This is a genomic window from Propionivibrio soli, assembly GCF_025770765.1.
GTDB lineage: Bacteria > Pseudomonadota > Gammaproteobacteria > Burkholderiales > Rhodocyclaceae > Propionivibrio > Propionivibrio soli.
In genome coordinates, this window is record NZ_JANZKY010000008.1 from 1 (window position 1) to 25,619 (window position 25,619).

General features: G+C 57.8%; 26 protein-coding genes and 1 tRNA gene. 16 read left to right on the plus strand and 11 right to left on the minus strand.

The window, feature by feature from the left end:
* The 5 genes from NZ453_RS10580 to NZ453_RS10600 all read right to left on the minus strand — a co-directional run.
* A partial coding sequence (locus NZ453_RS10580; protein ID WP_263770531.1) for an alcohol dehydrogenase catalytic domain-containing protein occupies window positions 1-205 on the minus strand: 205 nt, incomplete at its 3' end.
* Window positions 206-220: 15 nt separating this feature from the next.
* On the minus strand, window positions 221-1,195 hold the full coding sequence (locus NZ453_RS10585) for a C-terminal binding protein (RefSeq protein ID WP_263770532.1): 975 nt from the start codon (window positions 1,193-1,195) through the stop codon (window positions 221-223).
* Window positions 1,196-1,374: 179 nt separating this feature from the next.
* Complete coding sequence (gene yiaK, locus NZ453_RS10590; protein ID WP_263770533.1) at window positions 1,375-2,379, minus strand: 3-dehydro-L-gulonate 2-dehydrogenase; 1,005 nt, start codon at window positions 2,377-2,379, stop codon at window positions 1,375-1,377.
* Window positions 2,380-2,450: 71 nt separating this feature from the next.
* Window positions 2,451-3,443 (minus strand): Gfo/Idh/MocA family protein, encoded by a 993-nt coding sequence (locus NZ453_RS10595; RefSeq protein ID WP_263770534.1) that lies wholly within the window; start codon window positions 3,441-3,443, stop codon window positions 2,451-2,453.
* Between the two features lies 1 nt (window position 3,444).
* Entirely contained in the window at window positions 3,445-3,924 is a 480-nt protein-coding gene (locus NZ453_RS10600) for a NanQ anomerase/TabA/YiaL family protein (RefSeq protein WP_263770535.1), read from the minus strand.
* Between the two features lie 314 nt (window positions 3,925-4,238).
* On the opposite strand from NZ453_RS10600, the gene NZ453_RS10605 reads away from it, so the two are divergent.
* Complete coding sequence (locus tag NZ453_RS10605) at window positions 4,239-5,018, plus strand: IclR family transcriptional regulator (RefSeq protein ID WP_263770536.1); 780 nt, start codon at window positions 4,239-4,241, stop codon at window positions 5,016-5,018.
* A gap of 102 nt (window positions 5,019-5,120) precedes the next feature.
* Here the strand turns inward: NZ453_RS10605 and uxuA are convergent, their stop codons facing one another.
* Complete coding sequence (gene uxuA, locus NZ453_RS10610; protein ID WP_263770755.1) at window positions 5,121-6,164, minus strand: mannonate dehydratase; 1,044 nt, start codon at window positions 6,162-6,164, stop codon at window positions 5,121-5,123.
* A gap of 218 nt (window positions 6,165-6,382) precedes the next feature.
* Between uxuA and NZ453_RS10615 the strand changes: the two genes are divergently transcribed.
* Window positions 6,383-7,084, plus strand: coding sequence for a GntR family transcriptional regulator (locus tag NZ453_RS10615; protein WP_263770537.1), 702 nt, complete (start codon window positions 6,383-6,385; stop codon window positions 7,082-7,084).
* 309 nt (window positions 7,085-7,393) lie between these two features.
* Window positions 7,394-7,705 (plus strand): H-NS histone family protein, encoded by a 312-nt coding sequence (locus NZ453_RS10620; protein WP_263770538.1) that lies wholly within the window; start codon window positions 7,394-7,396, stop codon window positions 7,703-7,705.
* Between the two features lie 415 nt (window positions 7,706-8,120).
* Here NZ453_RS10620 and NZ453_RS10625 read toward each other — a convergent pair whose 3' ends face one another.
* The 3 genes from NZ453_RS10625 to NZ453_RS10635 all read right to left on the minus strand — a co-directional run bounded on the left by NZ453_RS10625 (window position 8,121) and on the right by NZ453_RS10635 (window position 11,777).
* Entirely contained in the window at window positions 8,121-9,752 is a 1,632-nt protein-coding gene (locus NZ453_RS10625; RefSeq protein ID WP_338051159.1) for a methyl-accepting chemotaxis protein, read from the minus strand.
* A gap of 324 nt (window positions 9,753-10,076) precedes the next feature.
* On the minus strand, window positions 10,077-10,547 hold the full coding sequence (gene ssb, locus NZ453_RS10630; RefSeq protein WP_263770539.1) for a single-stranded DNA-binding protein: 471 nt from the start codon (window positions 10,545-10,547) through the stop codon (window positions 10,077-10,079).
* Window positions 10,548-10,589: 42 nt separating this feature from the next.
* Window positions 10,590-11,777 carry an MFS transporter gene (locus NZ453_RS10635; protein ID WP_263770540.1) on the minus strand — a complete coding sequence of 396 codons (1,188 nt, stop codon included), beginning with the start codon at window positions 11,775-11,777 and terminating at the stop codon, window positions 10,590-10,592.
* A 124-nt stretch (window positions 11,778-11,901) separates the two neighbouring features.
* On the opposite strand from NZ453_RS10635, the gene uvrA reads away from it, so the two are divergent.
* The 10 genes from uvrA to NZ453_RS10685 all read left to right on the plus strand — a co-directional run bounded on the left by uvrA (window position 11,902) and on the right by NZ453_RS10685 (window position 18,923).
* Window positions 11,902-14,748 (plus strand): excinuclease ABC subunit UvrA, encoded by a 2,847-nt coding sequence (gene uvrA / locus NZ453_RS10640; protein ID WP_263770541.1) that lies wholly within the window; start codon window positions 11,902-11,904, stop codon window positions 14,746-14,748.
* A gap of 161 nt (window positions 14,749-14,909) precedes the next feature.
* Window positions 14,910-15,206, plus strand: coding sequence for an HU family DNA-binding protein (locus NZ453_RS10645; protein WP_263770542.1), 297 nt, complete (start codon window positions 14,910-14,912; stop codon window positions 15,204-15,206).
* A gap of 144 nt (window positions 15,207-15,350) precedes the next feature.
* A tRNA-Ala gene (locus tag NZ453_RS10650) sits at window positions 15,351-15,426 on the plus strand.
* A 166-nt stretch (window positions 15,427-15,592) separates the two neighbouring features.
* On the plus strand, window positions 15,593-16,810 hold the full coding sequence (locus tag NZ453_RS10655) for a tyrosine-type recombinase/integrase (RefSeq protein ID WP_263770543.1): 1,218 nt from the start codon (window positions 15,593-15,595) through the stop codon (window positions 16,808-16,810).
* A 56-nt stretch (window positions 16,811-16,866) separates the two neighbouring features.
* Window positions 16,867-17,061, plus strand: coding sequence for a hypothetical protein (locus NZ453_RS10660; RefSeq protein WP_263770544.1), 195 nt, complete (start codon window positions 16,867-16,869; stop codon window positions 17,059-17,061).
* Between the two features lie 98 nt (window positions 17,062-17,159).
* Window positions 17,160-17,660: a hypothetical protein gene (locus NZ453_RS10665; protein WP_263770545.1), complete on the plus strand. Its 501-nt coding sequence runs from the start codon at window positions 17,160-17,162 to the stop codon at window positions 17,658-17,660.
* An 82-nt stretch (window positions 17,661-17,742) separates the two neighbouring features.
* A complete protein-coding gene (locus NZ453_RS10670; RefSeq protein WP_263770547.1) occupies window positions 17,743-17,997 on the plus strand; it encodes a helix-turn-helix transcriptional regulator in 255 nt (84 codons plus the stop codon).
* A gap of 11 nt (window positions 17,998-18,008) precedes the next feature.
* A complete protein-coding gene (locus NZ453_RS10675) occupies window positions 18,009-18,317 on the plus strand; it encodes a helix-turn-helix domain-containing protein (RefSeq protein ID WP_263770548.1) in 309 nt (102 codons plus the stop codon).
* The gene (locus tag NZ453_RS10680; RefSeq protein ID WP_263770549.1) at window positions 18,304-18,456 is read left to right on the plus strand and encodes a hypothetical protein; all 153 of its coding nucleotides are present in this window, start codon (window positions 18,304-18,306) and stop codon (window positions 18,454-18,456) included. The genes NZ453_RS10675 and NZ453_RS10680 overlap by 14 nt, the downstream gene beginning before the upstream one ends.
* Window positions 18,453-18,923, plus strand: coding sequence for a hypothetical protein (locus NZ453_RS10685; protein WP_263770550.1), 471 nt, complete (start codon window positions 18,453-18,455; stop codon window positions 18,921-18,923). The genes NZ453_RS10680 and NZ453_RS10685 overlap by 4 nt, the downstream gene beginning before the upstream one ends.
* A 183-nt stretch (window positions 18,924-19,106) precedes the next feature.
* Here NZ453_RS10685 and NZ453_RS10690 read toward each other — a convergent pair whose 3' ends face one another.
* Entirely contained in the window at window positions 19,107-20,060 is a 954-nt protein-coding gene (locus tag NZ453_RS10690) for a TonB family protein (RefSeq protein WP_263770551.1), read from the minus strand.
* Window positions 20,061-21,366: 1,306 nt separating this feature from the next.
* Between NZ453_RS10690 and NZ453_RS10695 the strand changes: the two genes are divergently transcribed.
* Window positions 21,367-21,915 (plus strand): NUDIX hydrolase, encoded by a 549-nt coding sequence (locus NZ453_RS10695; RefSeq protein ID WP_263770552.1) that lies wholly within the window; start codon window positions 21,367-21,369, stop codon window positions 21,913-21,915.
* 451 nt (window positions 21,916-22,366) lie between these two features.
* Here the strand turns inward: NZ453_RS10695 and NZ453_RS10700 are convergent, their stop codons facing one another.
* A complete protein-coding gene (locus NZ453_RS10700) occupies window positions 22,367-22,741 on the minus strand; it encodes a hypothetical protein (RefSeq protein ID WP_263770553.1) in 375 nt (124 codons plus the stop codon).
* A gap of 223 nt (window positions 22,742-22,964) precedes the next feature.
* Here NZ453_RS10700 and NZ453_RS10705 point away from each other — a divergent pair, with 223 nt between their 5' ends.
* Together NZ453_RS10705 and parE are read left to right on the plus strand one after the other, a co-directional pair.
* Window positions 22,965-23,225, plus strand: a complete 261-nt coding sequence (locus tag NZ453_RS10705; protein ID WP_263770554.1) for a hypothetical protein — start codon at window positions 22,965-22,967, stop codon at window positions 23,223-23,225.
* Window positions 23,226-23,669: 444 nt separating this feature from the next.
* On the plus strand, window positions 23,670-25,619 hold the full coding sequence (gene parE, locus NZ453_RS10710) for a DNA topoisomerase IV subunit B (RefSeq protein WP_263770555.1): 1,950 nt from the start codon (window positions 23,670-23,672) through the stop codon (window positions 25,617-25,619).

Consider the following 25,619-nt stretch of genomic DNA (forward strand, 5'->3'; position numbering starts at 1 on the left):
GCCCTTGGACGATGGTGCCGGCGAATTCGTGGCCCATGATGAGCGGGGCTTGGGCGCGCGGGTGCACGCCTTGGTAGATGATCATGTCGGAACCGCATACGCCGACGTAGGCGACCTTGATCAGGACTTCGCCCGGCCCCACCTCCGGAATCGCCCGCTCGCCCACCTTCACCGCTTGCACCCCTTGGTATTCGATGCTCTTCATCTTCGTTCTCTTCTCTCAGAATCTATTGACTTGATACATGGGCGCTTCGCCGCGCAGTACGCGCCGGACTTCCTCGGCGGCCTTGCGCTTCAGCTCCTGCGCCGACTCTTCCGAATGCCAGGCCATGTGCGGCGTGCAATAGAAGTTGTCGTGTTTGAACAACGGGTGATCGGTGGTGCCTGGCTCGATGGCCAGAACGTCCATCGCCGCCCCAGCCAGCCGCTTCTCAGTCAGCAGCTTGTCGAGCGCCGCTTCGTCAACGATGCAGCCGCGCGCCGTATTGACGAGATAAGCCGTCGGCTTCATCAGACTGAGCATCGCCTCATCGAGCAGGTTGCGCGTCGCCTCGGTCAGCGGGCAGTGAATCGAAACCACGTCCGAACGGCGCAGCACTTCTTCGAGCGTGACGAGCGAAATGTAGTCGGGCAAGTTCGCCTGATCGACGTATGGGTCACAGCCGATGACCTTCATCCCGAGGGCATGCGTCTTGTGTGCCATGGCGCGGCCGATACGGCCCAACCCGATGATGCCGATCGTCTGTACCTGGTGACGACGAACCGGATGCATCAAGCGGAAGTCCCATTGACCGCTCTTGATCTGCGTGTTGGCCATGGGAATCTTGCGCGTCAGGCAAAGCATCATCGCCAGGGCATGATCCGACACTTCGTTGGTACCGTAATCAGGCACGTTGCTGACGACGATCCCTAAATCCGCCGCCGCCTTCAGGTCGACGGTATCGACCCCCACGCCGTAGCGGGCGATGATGCGACAGTTCGGAAGCTGTTCGAGTACCCGACGGGTCATCGGCGCGTACTGGATGAGGAGCCCTTCCCCATCCGTGCATTGTGCAATCACTTGCTCCTCCGTCCGACAGGCGAGCCAGCGGATTTGCGGACAAATGTCGCCCAGCACACCCTGCTCGATCTCAATCGATGGATGGTCGCAGTCCGCCACGATGACAATCCTTTGCTTATCCGACCCTCTTTCCACTTGCCCTCCTGTTATCTGGGTGCCGATGAGTAAAACGGAACATCGTTCCTAAAAAATACCTGATGGTGATTTTTGTGGAACATCGTTCTATTGTCAACAGCAATTGGGCACCCGGTGTGGCAGGTAGAAGGGAGCGGCCCACCCTCGACGCGAGTAGCAACAAGCCCCGAGGCGCCTCGTCAGAAGCCTGTGATCTTGGCCCACACCCCGTCATCCACGGGAATTCCCTTCGCAAGATTGGCCTTGCGGATCGCCAGCGAGTTCTCTCCTGGATAAAGCACAGGTTTCGCCGGATCCACCGGGTCGGACCCGTGCAGGTTATCGAGCGCTTCGTTGACGACGTCCGACAGATAATCGTCACCCGCAATCCGGCGTGCATCGATCGCAATGAACATCTGTGACAAGCTGTATTCGTCGCTGCCCAGCTTGCCAATACCGCAGGTGGAGCGACCGCCCGAGAGAACGGCGGCGACCAGATCCATGACGATCGATAGCGCCGATCCTTTCCAGTAACCGATCGGCAGCACGCGCCAGGTCTTGGCGATTTCCTTCGGGTCGCGGGACAGTTCTCCGCGCTCGTCGTATCCGCCCGCGACGGGCAGCATCTCGCCGCGCAGCGCCTTGCCCTCCATCTGGCCGTAAGAGAACTGCGCCATCGCGATGTCGACCACGACATGTCCACCTTCGCGCGGAACAGCCATGATGAACGGGTTGTTGCCGATTCGCCTGTCCTTCGCGCCCCACGCCGGCATGTTCGGCTGCGTGTTCGTCCAGCAGATCCCGACGCAGCCGGCGTCGGCCGCCTGCCAGCCATAACTGCCCCCGCGCAGCCAATGGTTGGTATTCGCCAGCGCCACACACCCGATTCCGTGCATTCGCGCTAGTTCGATGGCTCGATCCATCGACAGTTTGGCATTGACGTTACCCAATCCCAGGTTGCCGTTCCAGCGCTCGAAGGCGCCCATCGCCTCGGTACACGTTGGCCGTGCTCTGACGTCGATGTAGCCTTTGTCGATGTATTCGACGACGCGAGGGAAACGATTGACACCATGCGAATACACCCCATCGCAACTCGTCTCCGCCATCAGTTGCGCAGACAATTCTGCGGCGGTGTCGTCGCAGCCTTTCTTGATCAGGACGCGCTTGAATTCGGCTTTCAGTTCATCAAATGAAATACGTGGCATCTTGCTATCTCTTGAAATCGAATCGTTACCTAAGAAAAGGCGCGCCAACCAACCGACCGCACCGCGCTCACTCAATATCCTTTTTGCACGCGATAGTCTTTCAACACCTGGTCGGCAACCCAAGTGGAACGAACAGCGCTATCGACGTTCCCCGGGCACGGGGCGAAGCCATTCAGATCGTCGACAATGCTCTGAATGAACGGCTGTTGGACATGCGGAGGATTCGGAATCGACACGTGCTGCTGCCCTCCTTCGTTGATCAGAACGAGCGGCTTGTCGGAAAAGAACTCGAACGCGATACGCCCCTTGGTCCCGACGATCTCGATGTGGTCCTCACTGTGCCCGCACGCGTAGCACCACGATCCGCTGCCCTGAACACCGTTGGCGTGGCGCCATGCCGCGGTCACCGTGTCCTCGACCTCGTAAAGGCCCGCTCTATTGCTGGCAATGCCGCGCACTTCATCGATTGCCCCAAAGAGGAAATCGAAGAAGTCGAGTTCGTGTATTCCCATGTCGAGAAACTTGCCCCCGCCGGCGACATCGGCTTTGAGACGCCAGGGCAACGTCGCTGGCGACAGTTCGTCTGCCGCCGGCGGTTGGTGCTGTACGGCGCGCACGATAAGGGCGTCGCCAATCGCCCCGGCGTCAATCCACGCCTTGACCTGCATGAAACGCGGCATCGCGCGACGGTAGAACGCCACGAAGAGGCGGACGCCGTTCGCCCGACAGGCTTCGACGATTTCCTCGCACTCGCCGAAGCGCATCGCCATCGGCTTTTCCACATAGACGTGCTTACCCGCATTCGCCGCAAGTAAAGCCAAGTCCTTATGCGATGCTGGTGGCGTGGCGATATACACCGCGTCGACGTCCCGATCGACCACCAACTGCTCCGCCGTGTCATGGACCTTCGGCACACCGTGGCGCTGCGCGTACGCCAAAGCGGAAGCTGGATGCGCGCTGCATACGGCCACCAGCTTCGAATCGCGCGCCTTGTACAGACCCGGACCGCTCTTCACTTCGGCGACCGAACCGCAGCCGATCATGCCCCACCGTATCGTCGCCACTTCAGGCTCCTGCCAATAGCGACGCACGCACCTTGACAACCACCTTGCGAATCGTTTCCGGTGTTTCGACCGCGCATGCCGGCCGATGCACGTCGGATGGAAAGAAGACGGCAAAACTCCCGGGTGTCATGGTCAGCGTCGACTCGTTTTGCATGCCCGCGTAAAACAGGAGATCGCGCTCGGTCAGCAAATCCTCGGCAACGGCATTGTTGCCCGTATCCGAAGCGACGCCGATCCGTTCGCGACCGCGCACAAGGAACTGCACATCGATGTACCGACGATGCACTTCAGGTCGCGTTTCAACAAAAGGTTTCGTCATCATGTCGATGACTTGAACGTAGATGTCCTTGCCCTGCAGGTCGTAGTTGCCCGCGGCAAGCGCCTCGAAATCCGTGCTCTTCAGGTGGCCCACCGCCGTCCGTAGCGGCTTGGGCAACCATGCGAAACCGCTTTCCAGATCATTGACGTGTCCAAAAATCATGCTCCTCCTCCCTCTGCAATCAGTCCAACGGATGCGCTCTGAACGAACACCGCTCGCGACACGCCCGGCTCCCGTCAAGAAGCAAAAGCTATCGAGGCAGTACGCTTCGTCTCTCTTCAAGCGCGTTCTACATTTCAGAATGTCGTTTTGAAATGTAGAATATTGAGCAGCGGTTGGGCTGTCAAGCGCCTCGCTGGTTTATGGCGGGACGCGGACAGGAACGGCCACGTTGCGTATCATCCCGCCCTCGTGGAACGCCAAGCACAACGGTGTTCAGGCAAACAACGCGGAACGAACGGCGTATGAAGAAGAAAATGGAAACCGATAGCCCTTCCGGAACACAGAGCCTGCTCCGGGGACTCCAGCTCATGGAGTTGCTGAGTGACTATGCCAACGGTTGTCCGCTCGCACGCCTGGCCGAAGAAACGGGCATGAGCAAGAGCACGACGCACCGTTTACTGCAGGGATTGCAGAGCGCCGGATATGTCACCCCCGCACCTACTTATGGCAGTTATCGGTTGACGACAAAGTGCGTAGCGGTTGGCCAGAAGGCGCTGTCCTCGCTGAACGTCATTCACGTATCCGCACGGCATCTGGAAACGCTGAACATCGACACGGGAGAAACGGTCAATTTTTCCTGTATGGAAAACGGTCGCGCGATCATGATCAACAAGCTCGACCCGACGCGCGGGATGGTACGTACCCGTGCCTATATCGGCCAGCCGCTATCGCTTTACTGCTCTGCGATGGGCAAGCTTTATCTGGCCCATTGCTTCAGAGACCGTATCGGCGACTACTGGGAATCGCATCGCGACGAGATCCGAACCCTGACGAAAAACACCATCACCGAGTTATCGGCGATGAAGAAGGAGATTCAGGAAATCGAGAAGGCGGGCTATGCCGTCGATCGAGAAGAGAATGAATTGGGTATCTGCTGCGTCGCCGCGCCGGTTTTCGACGTCATGGGTCGCGTGCAATACGCGGTGTCCGTTTCGCTCACGCTGGCGAAGCTCAAGCAAATCGGGGAAAAAACGCTCGCCACCAAAGTCATGACGGCGGCGCGCCGAATATCCGAGGAACTCGGCGGCGCCTAGCCCAAACATGGAGAGACCGACAGGTCAGCGCATTACGCCGAGCCTGTCGGGCTGTAGCGGTTAGTGGTTAGTGGTTAGTGGTTAGTGGTTAGTGGTTAGTGGTTACGCCGCCCGGGAATACTTGCTGACCGCTTCCCAGAGCCCGTTCAAGTAAACGGCACCGAGTGCACGATCATAGAGGCCATAACCCGGTTTTCCGGTTTCGCCCCAGATCATGCGACCGTGGTCCGGACGCCAATAGCCGGTAAAGCCCGTGTCGTAATACGCCTTGACGATCGCCGCCATATCGAGCGATCCGTCGCATGAACGGTGCGTCGACTCGTAGAACGTGCCGTCCGGTTCGACCTTAACGTTGCGCAGGTGGCCGAAATGAATACGCCCCATGCCGCCGAATTCGCGTACGAGCGCCTCGATGTTGTTGCACAGATCGGCGCCAAGCGAGCCTGAACACAACGTGAGTCCGTTTGCCGGCGAATCGACGATCTTGACGAGGCGTGCCAAGTCGTCGCGATTCTTCACGATACGCGGCAAACCGAAGATCGGCCGGGGAGGATCATCCGGATGCATTGCCATCTTGACACCAACTTCTTCGGCCACCGGGATGATCGCTTTGAGGAAGTATTCGAGGTTGGCCCACAGATTTTCTTCGCTGACCGACTTGTATTCGCCGAGCAGGCTCTTCAATTGGTCCGGCTTATAGCTCGCGTCCCAACCCGGCAGCGAGATGCCTTTCTCGGGATCGATTTTGGCGACGGCAGCCGCGTCGAAGGCCAGCGTCGTCGAGCCATCCGGGAGCACTTTGGCCATTTCGGTACGGGTCCAGTCGAACACCGGCATGAAGTTGTAGCAGATGACCTTAACGCCGACCGCCGCGCAATTGCGAATGTTCTGCTGGAAGTTGGCGATCAGTCGGTCGCGGCTTGGCTTGCCAAGCTTGATGTCCTCATGCACAGGGACGCTTTCAACCACCTCGAACTTGAGGCCCGCGCTTTCGATTCGGTCTCGCAATGCTTTGAGTTTTTCAATCGGCCATACTTCGCCGACCGGAACGTCGTAAATCGCCGAAACGATCCCGTACATCCCAGGGATCTGCCGGATGTGCTCAAGCTTCACGGGATCCGATTCGCCGTACCAACGGAACGTCATTTTCACTTTTGTCTGACTCCTATTCGAATGCAACGACTGGGCGAGCGCTGCTCGTCAACTATCTCGAAGCCTGCCCGCACATTCATCGAGCGAGCGGCTGCCACTGCATCGGTTTGGTTTCACGCTAGTAATTACAGCGCCCAGGACCGATGTATACTTGTATACTAGCATTCACCGGCCAGTTAGGAAAAGAGCCTGGCACAAACGGAATACGAAAAATGGAAGACAAGACTTCTTCAACCCAGCCATTTCGGCGAGCAGAACCGCAATCGATCGGAGCCCAATTGCATCGGATATTACGGTCCGAAATCATCCAGGGCGATTTGGCGCCGGGTCAGGCAATTTCGGAGGTCGAAACCAGTCGCCGCTTTTCCATCAGTCGCCAACCGGTTCGCGAGGCCTTCATCAAACTCGGCGAAGAAAAACTAATCGAAGTGCTTCCTCAGCGCGGCACCTATGTACGAAAAATTTCCGTGCGCGACGTTCTTGACGCACGCCATCTGCGGGAAGTCATTGAAGTCTCCATCGTGCGCGAAGTCGCCTTGAACCGCGACCGTGAAGTGGTGCGAACCTTGCGCGAGTTGATCGCTAAGCAGCAACAGGTAAAGCCGGGCGACAGCCGCGCTTTTCTGGCGCTCGATGAGTCGTTGCACAAGGCGCTAGCCCTGTACGCCGGGCGCGAGTATGCCTGGCGGGTCACCGAGGGCATCAAGGCGCAAATGGACCGCGTACGCTTCCTCGCGTACGACTTCGCAACCCCGAGCCCGCAATTGATCGCCGAGCATGCATCCATCGTCGACGCCATAGAAACAGGGGATCCCGATCTCGCCGCACAATGTATGCAAGGCCACCTGCAAGGCATTTTGGCGTCACTTCCCCTGATTGCAAAACAATATCCGGAGCATTTCGACAACGACTGAAGAAATAGCGGTAGGGCAAGAAAGTGAATTCCTGCCGCTCTTTCCAGCGAAGAGCCGCGCTGCATTCCTCGTTCTTCCCGGGCCTATTTACTCCGCATATGGTTCGCTGGTGTCCGCCCCACTCCCGTACGCGTTGCTTGCGTAACACAAAATCGGCCAATCGATTCCCCGAATGGCGTTTTCCCTAATTGGCAATTGACGGTACGCAACTACTCCTCGGCGGCAGGAAATTACAATGCTGCGTAGCGGAAATCCTGTGATACATTTATTCATGTTCACTTGGGTTGTTTTTTATCGAGGAGGTAAATCTTGGCAAAGACTTACGAAGAAGCACTAAAGGAAATCGAGGCTCTCAAGAAAGAAGCCGAGTTGCTCAGAAAAGCGGAGATTCAAGCCGCAATCGCAGAAGCAAAGGCAATCATTGCCAAATACGATTTGAGCGCCTCCGATCTCGGCCTGGCAAAAAAAGGCAAAAGGGCATCCGGCTCAGTCGGAAACGGGCCGAAATACCGTAGCGATACGAACCCCAACGACACCTACGGCGGCAAAGGCCCCCTGCCTGCCTGGCTGAAGCAGAAGATTGCCGAAGGAAAAACTAAGGAGCAATTCCGGGTCAAGTAATACCGGCGCTTCCCGCTTTTATTAATAAAAAAGTGCGGTCCAGGCCGCACTTTTTTATGGAGCACATATACCACGCTAGAGGTTCGCTCCGTAACACTGCCGCATTGGCTACTCGCCCGTATGCCATATTAATGCAATAGAACAAAGGTGCTACTAGCGCCTCCATAGAGTTTTCCATGATCGTAGATGGGGGTATCCCGTTCCATCCATCTACGATTCCCGTCATAAATTTTCCCCAGGGGCAGGCATCGTGCTTTTTTTGTCCTTGCACTGACGCCTCTCCGTGCCTTTTCAAGGCAACGAAATTTTCGCTGCAGGGAGAAAATACAACTGCAGTCTTCCGGAGAAACAGCCGCACTTGAAATTGCAATTCGAACCACCTGGATACTAGATTTGGCGGCTGTGAGGCATTCAGTCACGGAATCTTGAATGCTTTTACTGAAGACTCCATCTGCACTGCGACATTCTCCATCGCCCGGGCCTTCGCTGCCGCCTCTTCAACGCTGCCCCGACTCTGATCGGCCATTTGCGAGATACCTTCCATTGCGCGGGTAATCTCGTTAATGGCAACCTTTTGTTCGTTTACCGAACTGGTGATTTCTCCGACTCCATGATTGGTTTGCTCGGATACCGCGTGCGCTTTGCGCAGAGCTGCCGACACGCTCTCCGTTGCCGCACCGCTGGCTTGCAACGACGCTTTGCTTCGAGCCACTACCTGCGATACGGATGATGATTGCTGCGCAAGGGTTTTGGTGACGCCATCAATTTGCGTTGCCGACTGGGAGGACATTTCAGCCAACTTGCGCACTTCGTCGGCGACGACGGCAAAGCCGCGCCCCTGCTCACCCGCCCTGGCCGCCTCGATCGCCGCGTTGAGTGCCAGCAAATTGGTCTGGTCCGCGATATCGCGCACCTGCTTAGTCATGCTGGTGATGGCGTGCGTGCTCTTGATGAAATCGTTAACCACTTTCTCGATTTCGCCAACCGACGTTTCAACGCCGTTCATTTCGCCGAGCAGTTGTTCGAGTTGCGCGTTTCCGTGGTTGCTCGCCTGCAGGCTCTGCTCTGAAAGCGTGCGCAGTTCGACCGCCGCATCGGCTACTGACGCAACGCTGACTGCAATTTCTTGAAGCGCCGCCGCGGTCGACGCCGCCGACTCCGATTGTTGGTTGGCCCCATCAAGCAGCGTTCCCGCCGTCGTGGACAGGTCGGCGGATGCCGATTTCACCGCATCGGAGCCATTCCGCACACCTCCCACTGCACGCGCCAAATGCTCTTTCATATCCTGCAACGCGGCCAGAAGTTGCCCCGTTTCGTCTTGGGATACAACGGCCGTCTTGCCCGTCAAATCCCCGGCCGCGACCTTGCTTGCGACGGCAACGGCCTCCTGCAACGGCTTGGTCACACTCCGGATGACCCAAAAACCGAGCCCGGCGCTAATCGCCAAAGCGATCACGCTCATCGTCAGAAGAACAACCAGCGTCGTACGGTAAGTAGCGGCCGACGAGCTCTCCATTTCCGCGACCTTTACGCTCTGCAACTTGGCGAGTTCAGTGAGCGCCGTGCTCATCTTGTCGGCAATGGGGGCTACTTCCTGCTGTGCGACATCGCTCGCTACTGCATTCTGGAATGATTTGAGGAGTTCCCCCATTTTCTGCAGTGGGGCAGCAAGTTTTTTCGATTCCCCAGAGAGGTCCGCAAAAAGCGTCTTTTCGCTGTCGGAGAGAACTGAGGAGTCAAGCTTGCTGAAGCCGGCCACATTTGCCTCCAACGCTTCCCGCAGCGTCTTGATACGCGCGATGCTCTCGTCCATCTTGGCGTCATTGAAACCGCTGACAGCCATTTGAATCGTTAGGACCAGATTCAGCAACGTGCTTTGCGCATCTCCAGTCGTCTTCGCGTACTGGCTAGCGGTATTCGCCGCCGTGAGACCGGACTTCATTGATGTAAGGCTCTGCAGCCCCAACCCCATGACAACGAGTAGAAGGAAAGAGATTGTTCCAAAGCCGACACTGAGCCGTGCAGAGATTTTCATATGGTTAAGCATGAGCAAACCCAAATCCTCGATGGTTATTAGCGCGTCATCCCGAAGTTCGGAATTTCCGCTGGCATCCAAATCATGAGGCACCGGTACGCCTCATGCTAATTCGTGTTAGCACGCTACCACGGTGCTTTTCCGTATTCAATCCGGGGTTATACAGAGGCGATGCGTTTTTTCCCTCTGGTACCGACGAACCCACCGGCTGATCCGATAGGCAGGTCAGCGTCACCCAAAACCGACCGCGAGGCACCGGCAATCCCGCGCAAGAAAAAGCCCAGCTATGCTGGGCTCTTACGGAGAAATTTTTACAACTATTGTCGTAGTCGTTTTTTAAAACGGAATGTCGTCGTCCATATCCTCGAAGCTGGGGGCCTTCTTCGCTGGGGCGCCGCGAGCAGGAGCGGCCGGGCTAGACGACGGCATGCTGCCACCGTACTCGACCTCTCCGCCGGAAGACGATGCGCCTTGACGGCCGCCGAGCATTTGCATTTCGTTGGCTTCGATTTCCGTCGTATAGCGTTCCTGCCCTTCCTTGTCTTGCCACTTACGGGTGCGAATGCGGCCCTCGACGTAGACCGACGAACCTTTTTTCAGGTACTGGCCGACAATCTCGGCCAGCTTGCGGTAGAACACGACGCGATGCCACTCGGTGACCTCGCGCTTTTCCCCAGACGCCTTGTCCTTCCACGATTCGGTTGTGGCGAGGCGGATATTGGCAACAGCGTCGCCATTCGGCATATAGCGGGTTTCGGGATCCGCGCCCAGGTTGCCGACGAGAATTACTTTATTGACCGAAGCCATGTTGCCTCCTAAAAGGGTTTTCGATGCAGGTTTGGGTCGCCATTATAAATGAGCGGCCGGCTGATTCCGCCCGGAAGCCGGAATCGTCATCGTCCAGCCGAGGCCAAGCCAGACAAGCGCCAAACCGGCGCACGAAAGCCAAACGGCGGCTGGCCCCGCCTGCTTCGCCAGCGTCCCGCCCAAAGCTCCGCCGATGAACAAGCCGAGGGATTGAGTCGTGTTATAGATCCCCAGCGCGGCGCCTTTGGCATGGGGAGGCGCGAAACGGGAAATCAGCGAAGGCTGTGTCGCTTCCAGGATATTGAAAGCCACGAAGAAAAGCGTCAGCCATAGGAAGACCGTGTAGCGCCCATCCGCCAGAAAAGCAAAGCCGAATTGCACGGCAAGCAACAGGCCGATGGCGCCGTTGAAGACCTGTCTCATCCGACCGTGCCGCTCGGCCGCGATGATGGCCGGAACCATGACGACAAACGAACAAAGTACAGCAGGAAGATACAGCTTCCAGTGCTCGCCGGCCGCCAGTCCACCGCTGTTTATCAAGGCGGACGGAACGAGAATCCACATGGCGGTTTGAATCAAGTGCAGCGTAAATACGCCGAAGTTGAGCCGGAGCAACTGTCGATGGCGCAGCACTTCCGAAAAACTCGCCCACGCCGGTTGGCGCGGAATTGCCGGGGCCGCCGGAACGATTTTGAGCACCACGAAGATCGCCAGGAGCGACAAGACGCCGGTCATGGCAAAAATCCCCGGCATGCCGATCGTCGCGTAGAGCAACGGGGCCCCGACCATCGAAAAAGCGAAGACGAGGCCGATCGACGACCCGATCATCGCCATGACCTTGGTGAGGTGGCGGTCGCGCGTAAGGTCGGCTGCAAGCGCCGTGACGGCGGCGGAAATCGCGCCGGCGCCCTGCAGGACGCGGCCCGCAATGATGCCGTAGATATCGTGCGACGACGCGGCAACGAAACTCCCTGCGGCAAAGAGCAATAGGCCGAAGACGATGACCGGCTTACGACCAAAACGGTCCGAAGCCGCGCCATAGGCAATCTGCAAAAACGTCTGCGTCAAACCGTAGGCGCCAAGCGCAAACCCCACCAAGCTCAGGTCATTGCCGGAGGGCAGTTGCTTGGCATAGACAGAGAACACCGGAAGAATCAGGAACAAACCGAGCATCCGCAACGCGAACACGGCAGCGAGGCTGATGCCGGCGCGTTTTTCGGCCGGCGACATCGGATCACGGGTGGGAGAAAGCATCGGTGCGGCGGTAGACAGCGCAGTGTGGAACGCAGATTGGTTTGGCCGGTCGGAACTGGTTATATTAACAGGTTTGCTTCACCCCTCAGCCGGACTCCCCATGGACGAACTCAGAGAAATCCGCATTCGCGGTGCGCGCACGCACAATCTCAAAAACATCAACCTCGATCTGCCGCGTAACCGGATGATCGTGATCACCGGGCTCTCCGGGTCAGGAAAATCGTCGCTGGCATTCGACACGCTGTACGCCGAAGGGCAACGCCGCTATGTGGAGTCCTTGTCGGCTTACGCGCGGCAGTTCTTGCAGATGATGGACAAGCCGGACGTCGACCTCATTGAGGGCTTGTCGCCGGCCATTTCGATTGAGCAGAAAGCCACCAGCCACAACCCCCGCTCGACGGTCGGCACGGTGACCGAGATCCATGACTACCTGCGCCTCCTCTTTGCCCGCGCCGGAACGCCCTACTGCCCGGAACACCAACAACCGCTCGACGCACAAACGGTATCGCAGATGGTAGACCACGTGCTGGCTTTGCCGGCCGATACCAAGCTGATGATCCTTGCCCCGGTAGTCGCCAACCGCAAAGGGGAACAGCAGGAGCTTTTCACCGACTTACGCGCGCAAGGCTTTGCTCGCCTGAGAGTAGACGGAAAGATTTACGAGATCGATGCCCTGCCCAAGTTGGCAAAGACCCAGAAACATACCGTCGACGTCGTCGTTGATCGCTTGAAGATCCGTGACGACATGCGCCAGCGGCTCGCTGAGTCCTTCGAAACTGCTCTTCGCCACGCCGACGGACGGGCGATCGCGCTTGAGATGGATTCGGGAAAAGAACACCTGTTCTCGGCCAAGTTCGCCTGTCCGATCTGCTCATACTCACTGCAGGAACTCGAACCGCGCATCTTCTCGTTCAACAATCCGATGGGCGCGTGCCCGAAGTGCGACGGTCTCGGCGTGATCCAGTTCTTCGACCCCAAGCGGATCGTCAGCCGGCCCGACCTGTCGCTGGCCGCGGGAGCGATCCGCAGCTGGGACCGGCGCAACCAGTTCTACTTTCAACTCCTCACCTCGCTCGCCGATCACTACGGCTTCGACGTCGAAACGCCCTTCGAGGATCTACCCGAAGCGATTCGCGACGTCATCCTCTACGGCTCCGGCCATGAGGCGATCCGCTTCCGCTATCTCAACGAAAAGGGAACGCGCTTCGACCGCACGCATACCTTCGAAGGCATCGTCACCAACTTCGAGCGCCGCTACAAGGAAACGGATTCGGTCGCGGTACGCGAGGAACTTGCCAAGCTGATCAGCAACAAGACGTGTCCCAAATGCAACGGCGCGCGTCTGCGCGAGGAGGCACGCCACGTACATATCGGCAGCGACGACGATTCGCTGACGCTACACGAAATCAGCCGACTGCCGTTGGGCCACGCCCGCGATTACTTTCTCAAGCTCAAGCTCACCGGCAACAAGGCACAGGTGGCCGAGAAGGTCCTGAAGGAAATCACCAGCCGTCTGCAATTCTTGATCAACGTGGGGCTCGATTACCTTTCACTCGACCGCTCGGCAGAAACGCTCTCGGGTGGAGAGGCGCAGCGTATCCGCCTCGCCTCGCAAATTGGTTCCGGATTGACCGGTGTCATGTACGTCCTCGACGAGCCGTCGATCGGCTTGCACCAACGCGACAACCACCGCTTGCTGGAAACGCTGCATCAGTTACGCGACATCGGCAATACAGTGATCGTCGTCGAGCATGACGAGGACGCCATGCGTAGCGCCGATTATGTCGTCGACATCGGACCGGGCGCGGGAATTCACGGCGGTGCCGTTGTCGCCGAGGGAACCCCGAAGCAAATCACAGACAATCCCAACTCGATGACCGGCGACTATCTCGCCGGCCGTCGCCGCATCAAAGCGCCGAACGCCCCGCGACGCCCCGACTCCGAGCGCGTGTTGAAAATCGTAGGCGCACGCGGCAACAACCTGAAGAACGTGACGCTCGAACTGCCCGTCGGCCTCCTCACCTGCATCACAGGTGTTTCCGGATCAGGGAAGTCCACCCTGATCAATGACACGCTTTACGCCGCCGCTGCAAAGCATCTCTACGGTTCCACAACCGAGCCCGCCGAGCATGATGAGATCGTCGGGCTGGAACAATTCGACAAGGTGATCAACGTCGACCAGTCGCCGATCGGCCGCACCCCGCGCTCGAACCCGGCCACCTATACCGGCCTGCTGACGCCAATCCGCGAACTGTTCGCCAGCGTGCCGGAATCGCGCACGCGTGGCTACGGGCCGGGCCGGTTCTCATTCAATGTAAAAGGAGGTCGTTGCGAAGCCTGCCAGGGCGACGGCGTGATCAAGGTGGAAATGCATTTCCTGCCCGACATCTACGTCAATTGCGACGTCTGCCATGGACATCGCTACAACCGAGAAACGCTGGAAATCCAATACAAGGGCAAGAACATTCGCGACGTCCTGCAGATGACCGTGGAGCAAGCGCGCGAATTCTTTGACGCCGTGCCGGTCGTTGCACGCAAGCTGCAAACCCTCGTGGACGTTGGCCTCTCGTACATCACGCTTGGCCAGTCAGCGACCACGCTGTCCGGGGGCGAAGCGCAGCGCGTCAAGCTTGCGCTCGAACTGTCGAAGCGGGACACCGGGCGCACCTTGTACATTCTTGACGAACCCACCACCGGACTGCATTTCCAGGATATCGAAATGCTGCTCCATGTTCTGCACCGCCTTGCCGATCACGGGAATACTGTGGTGGTCATCGAACACAACTTGGATGTGATCAAAACGGCGGACTGGATCGTCGACCTCGGTCCTGAAGGCGGTGACGGCGGCGGACAAATCCTAGCCACCGGGACACCGAAGAGCGTTAGCAAAGTTAGCACAAGTCACACGGGCCGCTTCCTGAAACCGCTGCTGAAGGCCGGCCGGTGAAGCATTGGCGCCGTTTTGCCTGGGCGCGGCGAAAAAAAACAACAGATTGGTGGACTCTTTACAAATTCGTCGCTTTTCCCTCTTCCCACGGGCGGCATGAAGTGTGAGAATCGCGGCGGAGTACCAGCACTACTCTAAACAATCAAACAACAGGAGATACTATGAACAAGTCTGAATTGATCGACGCAATCGCCGCTCGTACCGAACTGTCCAAGGTTGCCTCCGGCAAGGCGCTCGACGCAGTCATCGAAGCAATCGTTCAGGCTGTTGCCAAGGGCGACGGCGTGAGCCTCGTCGGCTTCGGCTCCTTCAAGGCAGCTGCCCGTACCGCCCGCGAAGGCAAGAACCCGAAGACTGGCGAAAAGATCAAGATCGCCGCGACGACCGTGCCGAAGTTTACGGCCGGTGCTACGTTCAAGGCCGCTGTCGCCACAGCCAAGGGCAAGAAGAAAAAGTAAGTCGCAAAACGACAACAAGCGCCAACCGTTTGGTCGGCGTGTTACCAATAAACAAGAATAAACGTTTGCGCCCTCACCGAGAGCCAATAGGGAGAGTGTTCAATTGACGCGGTGGGGGCGTCCACGTAAAATCTCGGATTCCATGGGGGCGTAGCTCAGTTGGGAGAGCGATTGGTTCGCAATCAATAGGTCGGCGGTTCGATCCCGCCCGTCTCCACCAGAACACAGTCCGGCAACGGACAATAAAGGCCAGAAAACCAAGTAACAGCAAGGTTTCTGGCCTTTTTTGCGTCCACAATAGTCCAACGCGAACTGTTGAAATCCGGGGGTACATGGGGGTATAAAACGGGGGTACATACCGATACCCCCATCGGAGATACCCCCAAATGCCGCTATCCGACACCGCCGTTCGGAACGCCAAGCCCACCGCAAGGGCTTACAAGCTGCCTGACGAAAAAGGCCTGTTCCTGCTGATCCACCCCAACGGCTCGAAATACTGGCGGCACAAGTACCGCTATCTCGGCAAGGAAAAGCTGCTGGCCTACGGCGTCTATCCCGACGTGAGCCTCAAAGCGGCCCGAGCCAAGCGCGACGAATCGCGGCAACTGCTTGCCCAAGGGGTTGATCCTTCCGAAAACAAGAAGGCCGTTCGCGCCTCGAAAATGCTCCGCGCGTCCAACTCGTTCGAGACGGTCGCCCGCGAATGGTTTGAAAAACACCGCGAGACGTGGGCAGCGAGCCATTCGGACAAGATCATCCGACGCTTGGAGAAAGACGTTTTCCCGTGGCTAGGCGGTCGCCCGATTGCCGAACTCACGGCCCCGGAAGTTCTCGCCGTCCTGCGCCGCATCGAAAGCCGGGGGACGCTCGACACCGCCCACCGGGCCGGGGGAAATTGCAGTCAGGTATTCCGCTACGCCATCGCCACCGGGCGGGCCGAGCGCGACCCGATCCCCGACCTGCGCGGCGCCCTCCCGCCCGCTCGTGGCAACAACTTCGCCGCCCTCACCGACCCGGACAAAGTGGCGCAACTGCTGCGGGCCATCGAAGCATTTAGCGGCTCGTTTGTCGTGCTGTCTGCCCTACGTCTTGCCCCGCTGCTGTTCGTGCGTCCTGGCGAGCTACGGCAGGCCCAATGGGCCGATATCGACCTCGATAAAGCCGAATGGCGTTATCTCGTGACCAAGACAAACACCGAACATTTGGTCCCCTTGTCGACGCAGGCCGTCGCCATCCTGCGCGAACTGCACCCGCTTTCGGGCACGGGCCGTTTCGTCTTTCCGGGCGGGCGCGACCCTAGACGCGCCATGAGCGATGCCGCCATCAATGCCGCCCTGCGCCGCATGGGCTACGATACAAAATCGGAAATCACCGGCCACGGCTTCCGGGCCATGGCGCGGACGATCCTCGCCGAAGAACTGCACCAACGACCGGACGTGATCGAACACCAGCTCGCGCACGCCGTACCGGACGCTTTGGGCACCGCTTACAACCGAACGAAGTTCTTGAAGGAACGCCGCGCCATGATGCAACTATGGGCAGATTATCTCGACAAGCTGAAAGCCGGGGCCGAAGTGATCCCACTTCACGGCACCGTGGCGTAAAGGGCAACACCGCGACCTGACGGGTTCAGGTGAACGAGGCAACGGAGGATTCAGCAATGGTTATGAAGAACGCGAGTGCAGCGGCCAAAGAGTTGAAAGCCAAGAATAAGCGGTGCAGAGAATTGATGCGTGCCATCAAAGCCGGGAAAGCCACCGATGCCGAAATCAAGGAGTTTTCCGCCATGCCGAGAGATATCGGGCCGGCGCGAGGGAAAGCCCTTTCCGCGATACTGGAGACCAGAAACAACTGATATCAAAATAGCCGCGCCTAGGCTGATCACCGAAAACCGGGCAACCCTTACCCGGCTGGCGCAGCTGAAAGCACGGCAGGCAAGGAGAGGGCGAATCAATGAGCGTCAAAGAAACAGCAGAAACAATCATCGAGACGATACTGGAAGATACGCGCGATGACTTGAGGGAAATCGGGGGCATGGCCGGACTCAACGCCGACCAGAAAAAGGATTTATGCGAGACTATTGGGACTCTACAAGATGCCTTAAGCCAAGCCCAGGTGTCTCTTGCAGATGACCCACGCTCTGGAGATTGGCTTATGTTTCTTTCCATTGCTCTGATCGGTGCAGGCGCGATATCGACGAGCCTCGGACAAGCAACAAGAAAATCTAGGTTGATGAGCGCCTATGCTAGGTTGAGGGTGTCTCTTGACCCGAAGCAGAAAGAGAAAGCACTCGTTAAAGAATGTTGGACAGCATGGCAAGAAAAAACGGCGACGTACAAAAGCAAGGCCGAGTTTGCCCGCGATATGCTGACAAAATGTGAGAACTTGAGAAGCCAAAAGAAAATCGAGGACTGGTGCCGGCAGTGGGAATCAAACCGGAACTCTGCTAGCTGAGGGAGCATTTTGCTTGCTGGGTGCGCACTCAGCTAGGACAGCTAGCTTGGCAGCATATTCTAGGCGTAAATAATACGTAGCCATGTTCAACACCGCCCAAGAAAGGCGAACCATGGCAAACGTGATCCAGCAACTTCCCGAAACCGGCTTTCTCCGCCTGCCGCAAATCGTTGGCAACCCCAAGGCTAACCCGCCCCTTCCGCCCATCCTGCCGATCAGCAAATCGAGCTTCTGGGCGGGCATCAAAACCGGCAAGTACCCGAGGCCCGTCAAGCTCGGTGTTCGTACGACTGTCTGGCGCGTGGAGGATATCCGCGCCCTGATCGCAGCCAAGTAACGGGGGACGCCATGACAAAAGAAAAAGGCCACCCGCAGGCAGCCTTAAACCAAACCAAAGCCTATTATGCCGACCTCTCCGCCGAGGGACAACGAAAGCGCTTGCTCGACGTGCTCCGCTGCGATGCCGTCTCGACGCTGGAGGCGCGGCAGGATCTCGACATTCTGCACCCGGCGATGCGCGTCCGCGAATTGCGACTGGAGGGGTACGACATTCGTACCGTGCGCGTGCCCGCCGATACAGGCTTCGGCGTCAAGCACAGCGTCGCGCGTTATGTCCTGATCGCTGAGCCGGAAAGGGGCGACCATGGGACCGCATGAAACATGGCTGGAACGCCTTGCGGCCCTCGCCATTCGTTTCGAGAGCTACGGCGTAACCGCTGATATGGCGGCGATGGATTTGACGGCGCTATGGGGCTTGTATTGCTTCCTGCGGCGATTGGCGGATAACCAAGGATGAGCAAGCGCAAATCCTTCCGCGACGGGAAGGAGAAGCGCGACGGCGGCGCGTTCATCACCGTGCCGCTGTCCGTCCTGACCTCCCGCGCTTATATCGGCCTGTCGCCACGTGCCCGGATGCTGCTGTTCGATTTGTTCATCCAGTACCGGGGCGACAACAACGGGGATTTGTGCGCCGCGTGGAAGTTCATGCAGCCGCGCGGCTGGCGATCCGAGGAAACCTTGCAGAAGGCGAAGCGAGAATTGCTCGACGCGGGCCTGATCGTGGAAACGCGAAAAGGCGCCCGCCCGAACAAGGCGAGCTTATACGCCGTGACGTGGTGCGCCTTGGATCACTGCGGGGGCAAGCTCGACATATCGCCCGCCGCCTTCCACCGTGGCGCGTATCGCCTGCTCGATCCCCTGCCGAGAATCCCGGCCAGAATTGACGCCCTTACTACGCCTGCCGTAGCAGCGCCGTCAGGATAGCTACGCCCACCGTAGCAGAGAGAGCGCCGCCTACTACGCACCCCGTAGCTATGCGGCGTTTTTTTCGCCCTCCCCCTGCTACGCCTGCCGTAGTGCTATCTAGAAATACCATGTACCCCCGGAGGATCTTCCGAGGGACGGTAGGCCGTTTAAAAAAGGCGGGAAAAGGGTGGGAGTGACGTGCTATCGGCTTTCGCGCTCACTTTGCACTGAATCACTTGGTTCAGCTTTTACGAATGAGAACACTTGCGTCACAACGAGTTGGTCAACCTCATTGAGTGATCCCGGGGGAAAAGGAGGAAAGGGCGCGGCGAGCTTAATTGCCTTGATGACGAAATCATCGAGCGCTTTATGGTCAGAACTTCTTTCTACTATCGCGTAATCGATCATTCCATTTCGAGCCAAGGCGAAGGTTGCGTGTACATGGCCGTAGAGCGTACCGCGAGCCTCGTCTGGGTAATTGGCCTCGGCAAAAACCTTAATTTTCCTCAGGCATTCCGTTACGTACGGCTGGAATTCTCCTGCGCGTTGCCCTGCCACAAACCGTCTCTGAAAGTGTGCAGGAGAGCTTTTCTCCAACTCTCGAACATAATTAGCCGCCGGGCGTGAGCTATCAATCGCGCGCCTCACAAGCTGATCATTTGACGGGATGACTACTTCGATTTGTTCTTGAAAGAGCCGATTTGATCCGTACCATGCCTCAAATTCCCATGTTCCGGCTTTTAGTTCCCAAGGCTCACGAAAGAAGAAGCCAATTACACATTGCTTACCCACCACACAAGTCTGATCCCACTCCCGATGCTGAAGTGTTCGACCGTTGTCCGGATTCGTTAAACCACCGTTCGGATAGGTGACCGCCGCACGAAGTAGGATTTTTTCTCCAGGCGTACCTCCGACAAGCCGGTAGCCCACACCGATATGGTCGCCAAGTTTACCTTCAACTTGCCCCGAGTCTCGTACGGAGCGCGCGCCCTGTATCTCGTTGCGCATACCGGTAAGGCTCTCAGCATCGGGTATACGCGTGATTGAAGTGACCGAATAGGTGCCAGCCCATTGAACCTTGGCTGATTGCTGCAGAGAAGCACATGCGGACAGAAGTCCGATAAAGAAAAGGACAAGTACCGTCGCGCGCCCCATGATCTCCCCGTCACCCCACCAAAAAAAGATTTGTTTCTGAGGGCAGCTTTTCTGCCTCTATTTCAACAGAACGATTGCTGTTTGATTGCTCTTATCATACCCAATGCTCAAGGTTATATGACCCGATCCTCGCGATCGCCGCCGGTCGGTTGGATCTGAGCCTCGACAAAGTTTCCGCGAACATACCGAAGCGTTAAACTGCCTCGCGGCGCGCCTTCGCTCTGTTCCCATAATTGACGTCTCACGAGGGGTGCAGTTCGGTTTGCAATTTAAAGAAACAGGCGATCTATGCGCCATCATTCCATCGGACCTGCACCAAAAGCCGGCCGGAGATACTAAACATTAGCCGTCCATACAATCACTACATAGGGAGCATTTCGTCAATGAAGCATCTTTTGTTTGCGTTCTCACTGGTTGTACTCGTTATACCGCGAGCGTCAGCCGATGAGCGCCTCTTCGTTCAGGTTCCCGCACTGGTCGACCCTTCGGCGCCCATACCAACCGCAGTACGAAACGAGTGTTCACTTGAGATGCTTCTTGGAAACTATGCGTTGTCAGCAATAGGTCGACGAGTCGGCTCTGTTCAATCGATAACGGCCCCAGATCAAGCTGGCATGGACAAGGTTATTCAACTAACCATTATCTCAGTCCATGGCTTTGGAGGAGGGGCGTGGAGTGGTTCGAAGTCGATGAGTGTCCGCGCTGACATCATGAAGGGAGGAGCCTCCGTCGGCTCGACCGTACTTACCCGTTCGTCCCGGGGTGGTGTGCTCGGTGGATTTTCCGGTACCTGTGCAATTCTTGATCGTGTAGCTGGCGCGTTAGGTAAAGACGTTGCGGCTTGGTTGTCGCGTGGATCAGCAACTCGGTCTGCTGAGCAAGAATTAAGCATCGCCGAGCGGCCAGGCGAGCCCGAGTCTCCAGAGGGTAAATAAAAACAAACCTGACGTTCCTCTGCTGGTCGCTTCTTTCTGAAAACAGGCAATAGGGGCGGTGAGTGCCGATTAGCGCCGCATTGCAGGCTACCTTTTTTGAGCGATCATCGTCGCTTGTAAGGTCCGAACGACAAAACAAGGCACTCTGTCATGCTCCTAAAACGGCAGGGGGTCGCGAAAGTCCGGCGCGCCTTACCATAAACCGACCGCCCCCCTTTGCTCGCATAAACGTACGTTTCTTTCAATCAACTCCGCCTGCCGAGCCCAGCGGTTATGCGCGGCGTCTTTTTGCCAGAGCGTCGCCGCACACGCCGCCAACTGATTATGATGTCTGCGTTTCCCCAACGCGTCCGAGTCTGCCAGGAGTAGGCATGAAAGAAATCTTCAAGTGGCAATTACTTGAGTCAGAAGATATTTCGCCCAGCAAGTGGTTCCCCTTGTTTAGACACAAAGTAGTCATTGGCAGCGGCGAAACCATTGATGATTTTTTTGTGTCCCGGCTAGGAAACGTTGCGATGGTCATCCCGGTCCTGCCAACAGGAGAGATTGTCTTGGTAAGGCAATACAAACACGGAATCGGTGAGATAACCATTGAATTCCCTGCTGGACGCATCGAGAGCGATCAAACCCCTGAGATGGCTGCTCACGCGGAATTAAGACAGGAGACCGGACTCAAAGCAGGTTCTCTCGAACCCATCGGAGAATTCTTCCCTGCGCCGACGAAGGATTCGACGCGGGTCTTTGGATTTGTTGCAACGGAATGTGTTTTTTCCGAGAAGCAGGACTTTGACCAGACCGAAGATATCGACGTAATCCGGGCAGATTCCAGACAGCTCGATCAATGGATCAGGGAGGGCAAAGTGGCAAGTTCAGATACGATCGCCCTTTGGTCAAAGTACAAGATGACGAGAAAGCCCTAGCAGAGACGAAGGACTAAAAACACCTTTGCGAGTGTCCGACCTTGGGCAATGCGAGAAAAAAAGCGAAGGCGATGGTAGGGCCGTCGCAAAGCAGGCTTTGAAAAGCGGGAAACCGCCCGTTCTCTCACCCGGAGAATTTTTCCTCCGCAAAGCGTTTTTTCAAACGCACCGTCTGACACAACCCCGTAACCGCCCGTTTTTTTGCGGAGTTTTCGGGGCTAACTCCCCACCAATCGCCATTTCGACAATTAGGGCCAACGTACTCCGATTGGGGGTATATCTGGGGGTACATTTTGTTTTGCCATACCCTAAAGGCTAGCAATTGCAAGGCTTACCGGCGACTATTCGATAGTGCCCGTCACCAGAACACTGTCCAGCAATGGACAAAAAAAGCCGGACGTTCGTTAATTGAATTTCCGGCTTTTTTTCACCCTGAGCTTCTGACCGTCGCCTAGTCCGCCCTCTGGTGGTTGGTGTTCCGCTCGCCGGGAATAACGGCCCGCCCGTTGTTGTGCTCAACGAGATAACAGCGCTGACAGACCGTGTAGCCAACTCCTTCAGCATTCTTCACGGATTTGAAGAGGTGACCTTCTTTTGCGCATTGACGCCGCCTCATCTCCCACGTGATACGCCTTTTGACGGGAACGGCAATGACGATTGCGCAGAAGGCGAAGACAGTGAGCAGGACTTCCGCCCAGTCGAAGCCGGCGCGTCGATCGATGACTGGGAACAGTAAGTAAAGACCGCCGCAGATAGCGAGATAGAAAACGACACCGGCAAGGTAACGCCGATAGTTGGGCTTTTCGTCTCGGTCCAGCGAAGCCAAAACGCCTCCTTGATCGAAGGATGGGGTTGAGCCGCGACCGGGCCGGCATCCCCAGGCCCACGTAGGGGCATTTCAGAGGCCCACCAAGCAGGAGGGATGGAGTGACCTACTGAACCGGCTCGCGAAAGAGCTACATTACCACCACAAAGCCCGCTTCCGGGAGCCCCTTGTTCTGCGTACCATCAAATGCGCGGTATTTGCCGTTCGCCCCTGGAGTTCGGACATGGAAACCACAACAATCAACTACGGGCTTTATTCCTACCGCGTGTACGCCAAGAAAAGGGATCCGCACGGCGTGATTTGGGATGGGTATTACGACATTCTCGACAAGGAGGGTGACCACATTCTGCGCGGCGGCAATATGGTTACCACTCTCGACGTGCTTACTAGTGCGGAAGCCGCGTGCCGATTGGCGGAGGTGGTCGTGCGCGCCAAAATAGACAACGCCATCGGTGGTCAGGACGGCCTACTCGGCCGAATCTGAAACATCCAAGAACCGCTTGACGACTTGCGCTTCCCGGCTCCCCGGGGCGAGGATGCCCTGCCCGCCAACTCCGGAAACAAGTCGAATTGCAGAAACGGCGCAAACGCCCGTTCCGATGCCTTGCTCATCGTTTTCTGAAGGTCGCAGTGATTATTGAAGGTCGTCCGCGGCCTCTATGGAGTTTTGCTGAGATTGGAAGCGAACTCCGAGGCGAAGCCCATTGGCTTACGCCCCCCTGGGAAGGCGGGTACAATGGGTGCGCTATCGGCGCTTCCAAGGTGCCAATAGCTGATCGCCAGGAGCATCCGCATCGGGAAGAACGGCCCGGGCATCACGCAACAACTTTCCGGTGGTCAAGCGAACACATTCTCAAGGCCAGACGCGTTCTGGCCTTTGTCTTTCCGGCGCTGGCCGGCGAGGCGCCTGTTGGAGTATTTCCGTGCTATGAGCTACACCGCTGAATCGATATCCGTCCTCAAAGGGCTTGAGCCCGTCCGCCACCGCCCTGGCATGTACACGCGGACAGACCATCCGCTGCATATCATCCAGGAAGTGATCGACAACGCGGCAGACGAGGCCTTGGGCGGCTTCTGTACGCGCATCGGTGTCATTCTGCATCGCGATGGTTCGGCCACGGTCCAGGACGACGGGCGGGGCATCCCGGTCGAAATTCACCCGGTGGAGGGCGTACCCACGGTCGAGGTCGTCTACACGCAACTTCATGCCGGCGGCAAGTTCAACAAGAACGACGGAACCTCTGCGTACCGATTCTCCGGAGGGTTGCACGGCGTTGGCGTTTCGGTGACCAATGCGCTGTCGACGCGGCTGGAAGTCGAGGTCGTGCGTAACGGCGGCCGTTTTCAAGTGGCTTTCGCGGGTGGCAATGTGATCGAGCCGCTCGCGCGCGTCGGGGACGCCCCCAAGCGCGCCAGCGGAACGCGCGTTCGCGCGTGGCCCGATCCCCAGTTCTTCGATTCGCCGAACATTCCGCAAGCCGAACTCGAACGCCTGTTACGCAGCAAAGCGGTTCTGCTGCCTGGTCTGGAAATTTCGCTCGCCACAGAAGCCGGCGAGACGAAAACATGGCGTTTCGAAAACGGGATGCAACAGTATCTGGCGGAACAGGTCGACGGCGAGCTAGCCGGGCCGATCTTCACTGGCGAGAAATACGCCGCCGCGGGCGACGAGAATTTTCCGACGGGTTCCGGTGCTGCGTGGGCACTCTGTTGGAGCACCGATGGTAACCTGGCGCGCGAATCGTACGTCAACCTGATCCCAACGCCCGCTGGCGGTACGCATGAAACCGGGCTGCGCCAAGCTACTTTCGATGCCGTCAAAAGCTTTGCCGAACACCATGCCCTGCTCCCCAAAGGCATCAAGCTCGCGGCCGAAGACGTGTTCTCGCGCGTCAGCTTCGTGCTCGCGGCACGTGTGCTCGACCCCTCGTTCCAAGGGCAAACGAAAGAACGGCTGAATTCGCGGGATGCGGTCGCGCTCGTTTCGCGCATGCTCCGCGACCCGCTCGAACTTTGGCTCAACGAACACCCGGACGAAGCGAAAAAGATCACCGAATTGGCGATCAAAGCCGCACAGGCCCGCTCGCGCGCCGGCCAGAAGGTCGAGAAACGCAAGCAATCGGGCGTCGCCATCCTGCCGGGCAAGCTGTCGGACTGCCAGAGCGAGGACATCAACCGCAACGAACTGTTTCTCGTCGAAGGCGACTCCGCCGGCGGCTCAGCCAAATCGGGCCGCGATAAGGAGGTGCAGGCGATTCTTCCCTTGCGTGGCAAGGTCCTCAATACTTGGGAGGTTGAACCCGGCAGCCTGTTCGCCAACCGCGAAGTACACGACATCGCCGTCGCCCTCGGTATCGACCCGCACCTGCCCGACGCTTCCGATTCGGTGCTCGAGAACCTGCGTTACGGCAAAGTGGTGATCATGACCGATGCCGACGTTGACGGCAGCCACATCCGCGTCCTGTTGTGCACGTTGTTCTATCGCCACTTCCCGAAACTGATCGAACACGGCCACCTCTACTTCGCGCAACCACCGCTCTACCGCCTCGACGTCCCGGCGCAGGGCAAGAAGCGCCCGCCGCGCAAGCTCTACGCGCTGGATGATGTCGAGCGTACCGCCCTGCTCGACCGCTTGCAGATCGAAGGCATCAAACCCGAATCCGTCGCCATCTCGCGTTTCAAAGGGCTGGGAGAGATGAACCCGGAGCAGCTTTGGGAAACGACGATGTCGCCCGACACACGCCGTTTGATGCGGGTGCGTCTGCCGCAGGAAAGCGAGGCCAAGCCGGTAATGAACATGCTGATGGCCAAGAACGAATCTGCCGGGCGCCGGGCATGGATGGAGACTAACGGCGCGCTGATCGGCGCGGAGATTTGA

Coding starts and splice junctions, on each gene's coding strand:
- yiaK (WP_263770533.1), bottom strand. CDS start 2,379: ATGCCACGTATTTCATTTGATGAACTGAAAGCCGAATTCAAGCGCGTC.
- NZ453_RS10600 (WP_263770535.1), bottom strand. CDS start 3,924: ATGATTTTTGGACACGTCAATGATCTGGAAAGCGGTTTCGCATGGTTG.
- NZ453_RS10605 (WP_263770536.1), top strand. CDS start 4,239: ATGGAAACCGATAGCCCTTCCGGAACACAGAGCCTGCTCCGGGGACTC.
- uxuA (WP_263770755.1), bottom strand. CDS start 6,164: ATGACGTTCCGTTGGTACGGCGAATCGGATCCCGTGAAGCTTGAGCAC.
- NZ453_RS10615 (WP_263770537.1), top strand. CDS start 6,383: ATGGAAGACAAGACTTCTTCAACCCAGCCATTTCGGCGAGCAGAACCG.
- NZ453_RS10625 (WP_338051159.1), bottom strand. CDS start 9,752: ATGCTTAACCATATGAAAATCTCTGCACGGCTCAGTGTCGGCTTTGGA.
- ssb (WP_263770539.1), bottom strand. CDS start 10,547: ATGGCTTCGGTCAATAAAGTAATTCTCGTCGGCAACCTGGGCGCGGAT.
- NZ453_RS10635 (WP_263770540.1), bottom strand. CDS start 11,777: ATGTCGCCGGCCGAAAAACGCGCCGGCATCAGCCTCGCTGCCGTGTTC.
- uvrA (WP_263770541.1), top strand. CDS start 11,902: ATGGACGAACTCAGAGAAATCCGCATTCGCGGTGCGCGCACGCACAAT.
- NZ453_RS10645 (WP_263770542.1), top strand. CDS start 14,910: ATGAACAAGTCTGAATTGATCGACGCAATCGCCGCTCGTACCGAACTG.
- NZ453_RS10655 (WP_263770543.1), top strand. CDS start 15,593: ATGCCGCTATCCGACACCGCCGTTCGGAACGCCAAGCCCACCGCAAGG.
- NZ453_RS10660 (WP_263770544.1), top strand. CDS start 16,867: ATGGTTATGAAGAACGCGAGTGCAGCGGCCAAAGAGTTGAAAGCCAAG.
- NZ453_RS10665 (WP_263770545.1), top strand. CDS start 17,160: ATGAGCGTCAAAGAAACAGCAGAAACAATCATCGAGACGATACTGGAA.
- NZ453_RS10670 (WP_263770547.1), top strand. CDS start 17,743: ATGTTCAACACCGCCCAAGAAAGGCGAACCATGGCAAACGTGATCCAG.
- NZ453_RS10675 (WP_263770548.1), top strand. CDS start 18,009: ATGACAAAAGAAAAAGGCCACCCGCAGGCAGCCTTAAACCAAACCAAA.
- NZ453_RS10680 (WP_263770549.1), top strand. CDS start 18,304: ATGGGACCGCATGAAACATGGCTGGAACGCCTTGCGGCCCTCGCCATT.
- NZ453_RS10685 (WP_263770550.1), top strand. CDS start 18,453: ATGAGCAAGCGCAAATCCTTCCGCGACGGGAAGGAGAAGCGCGACGGC.
- NZ453_RS10690 (WP_263770551.1), bottom strand. CDS start 20,060: ATGGGGCGCGCGACGGTACTTGTCCTTTTCTTTATCGGACTTCTGTCC.
- NZ453_RS10695 (WP_263770552.1), top strand. CDS start 21,367: ATGAAAGAAATCTTCAAGTGGCAATTACTTGAGTCAGAAGATATTTCG.
- NZ453_RS10705 (WP_263770554.1), top strand. CDS start 22,965: ATGGAAACCACAACAATCAACTACGGGCTTTATTCCTACCGCGTGTAC.
- parE (WP_263770555.1), top strand. CDS start 23,670: ATGAGCTACACCGCTGAATCGATATCCGTCCTCAAAGGGCTTGAGCCC.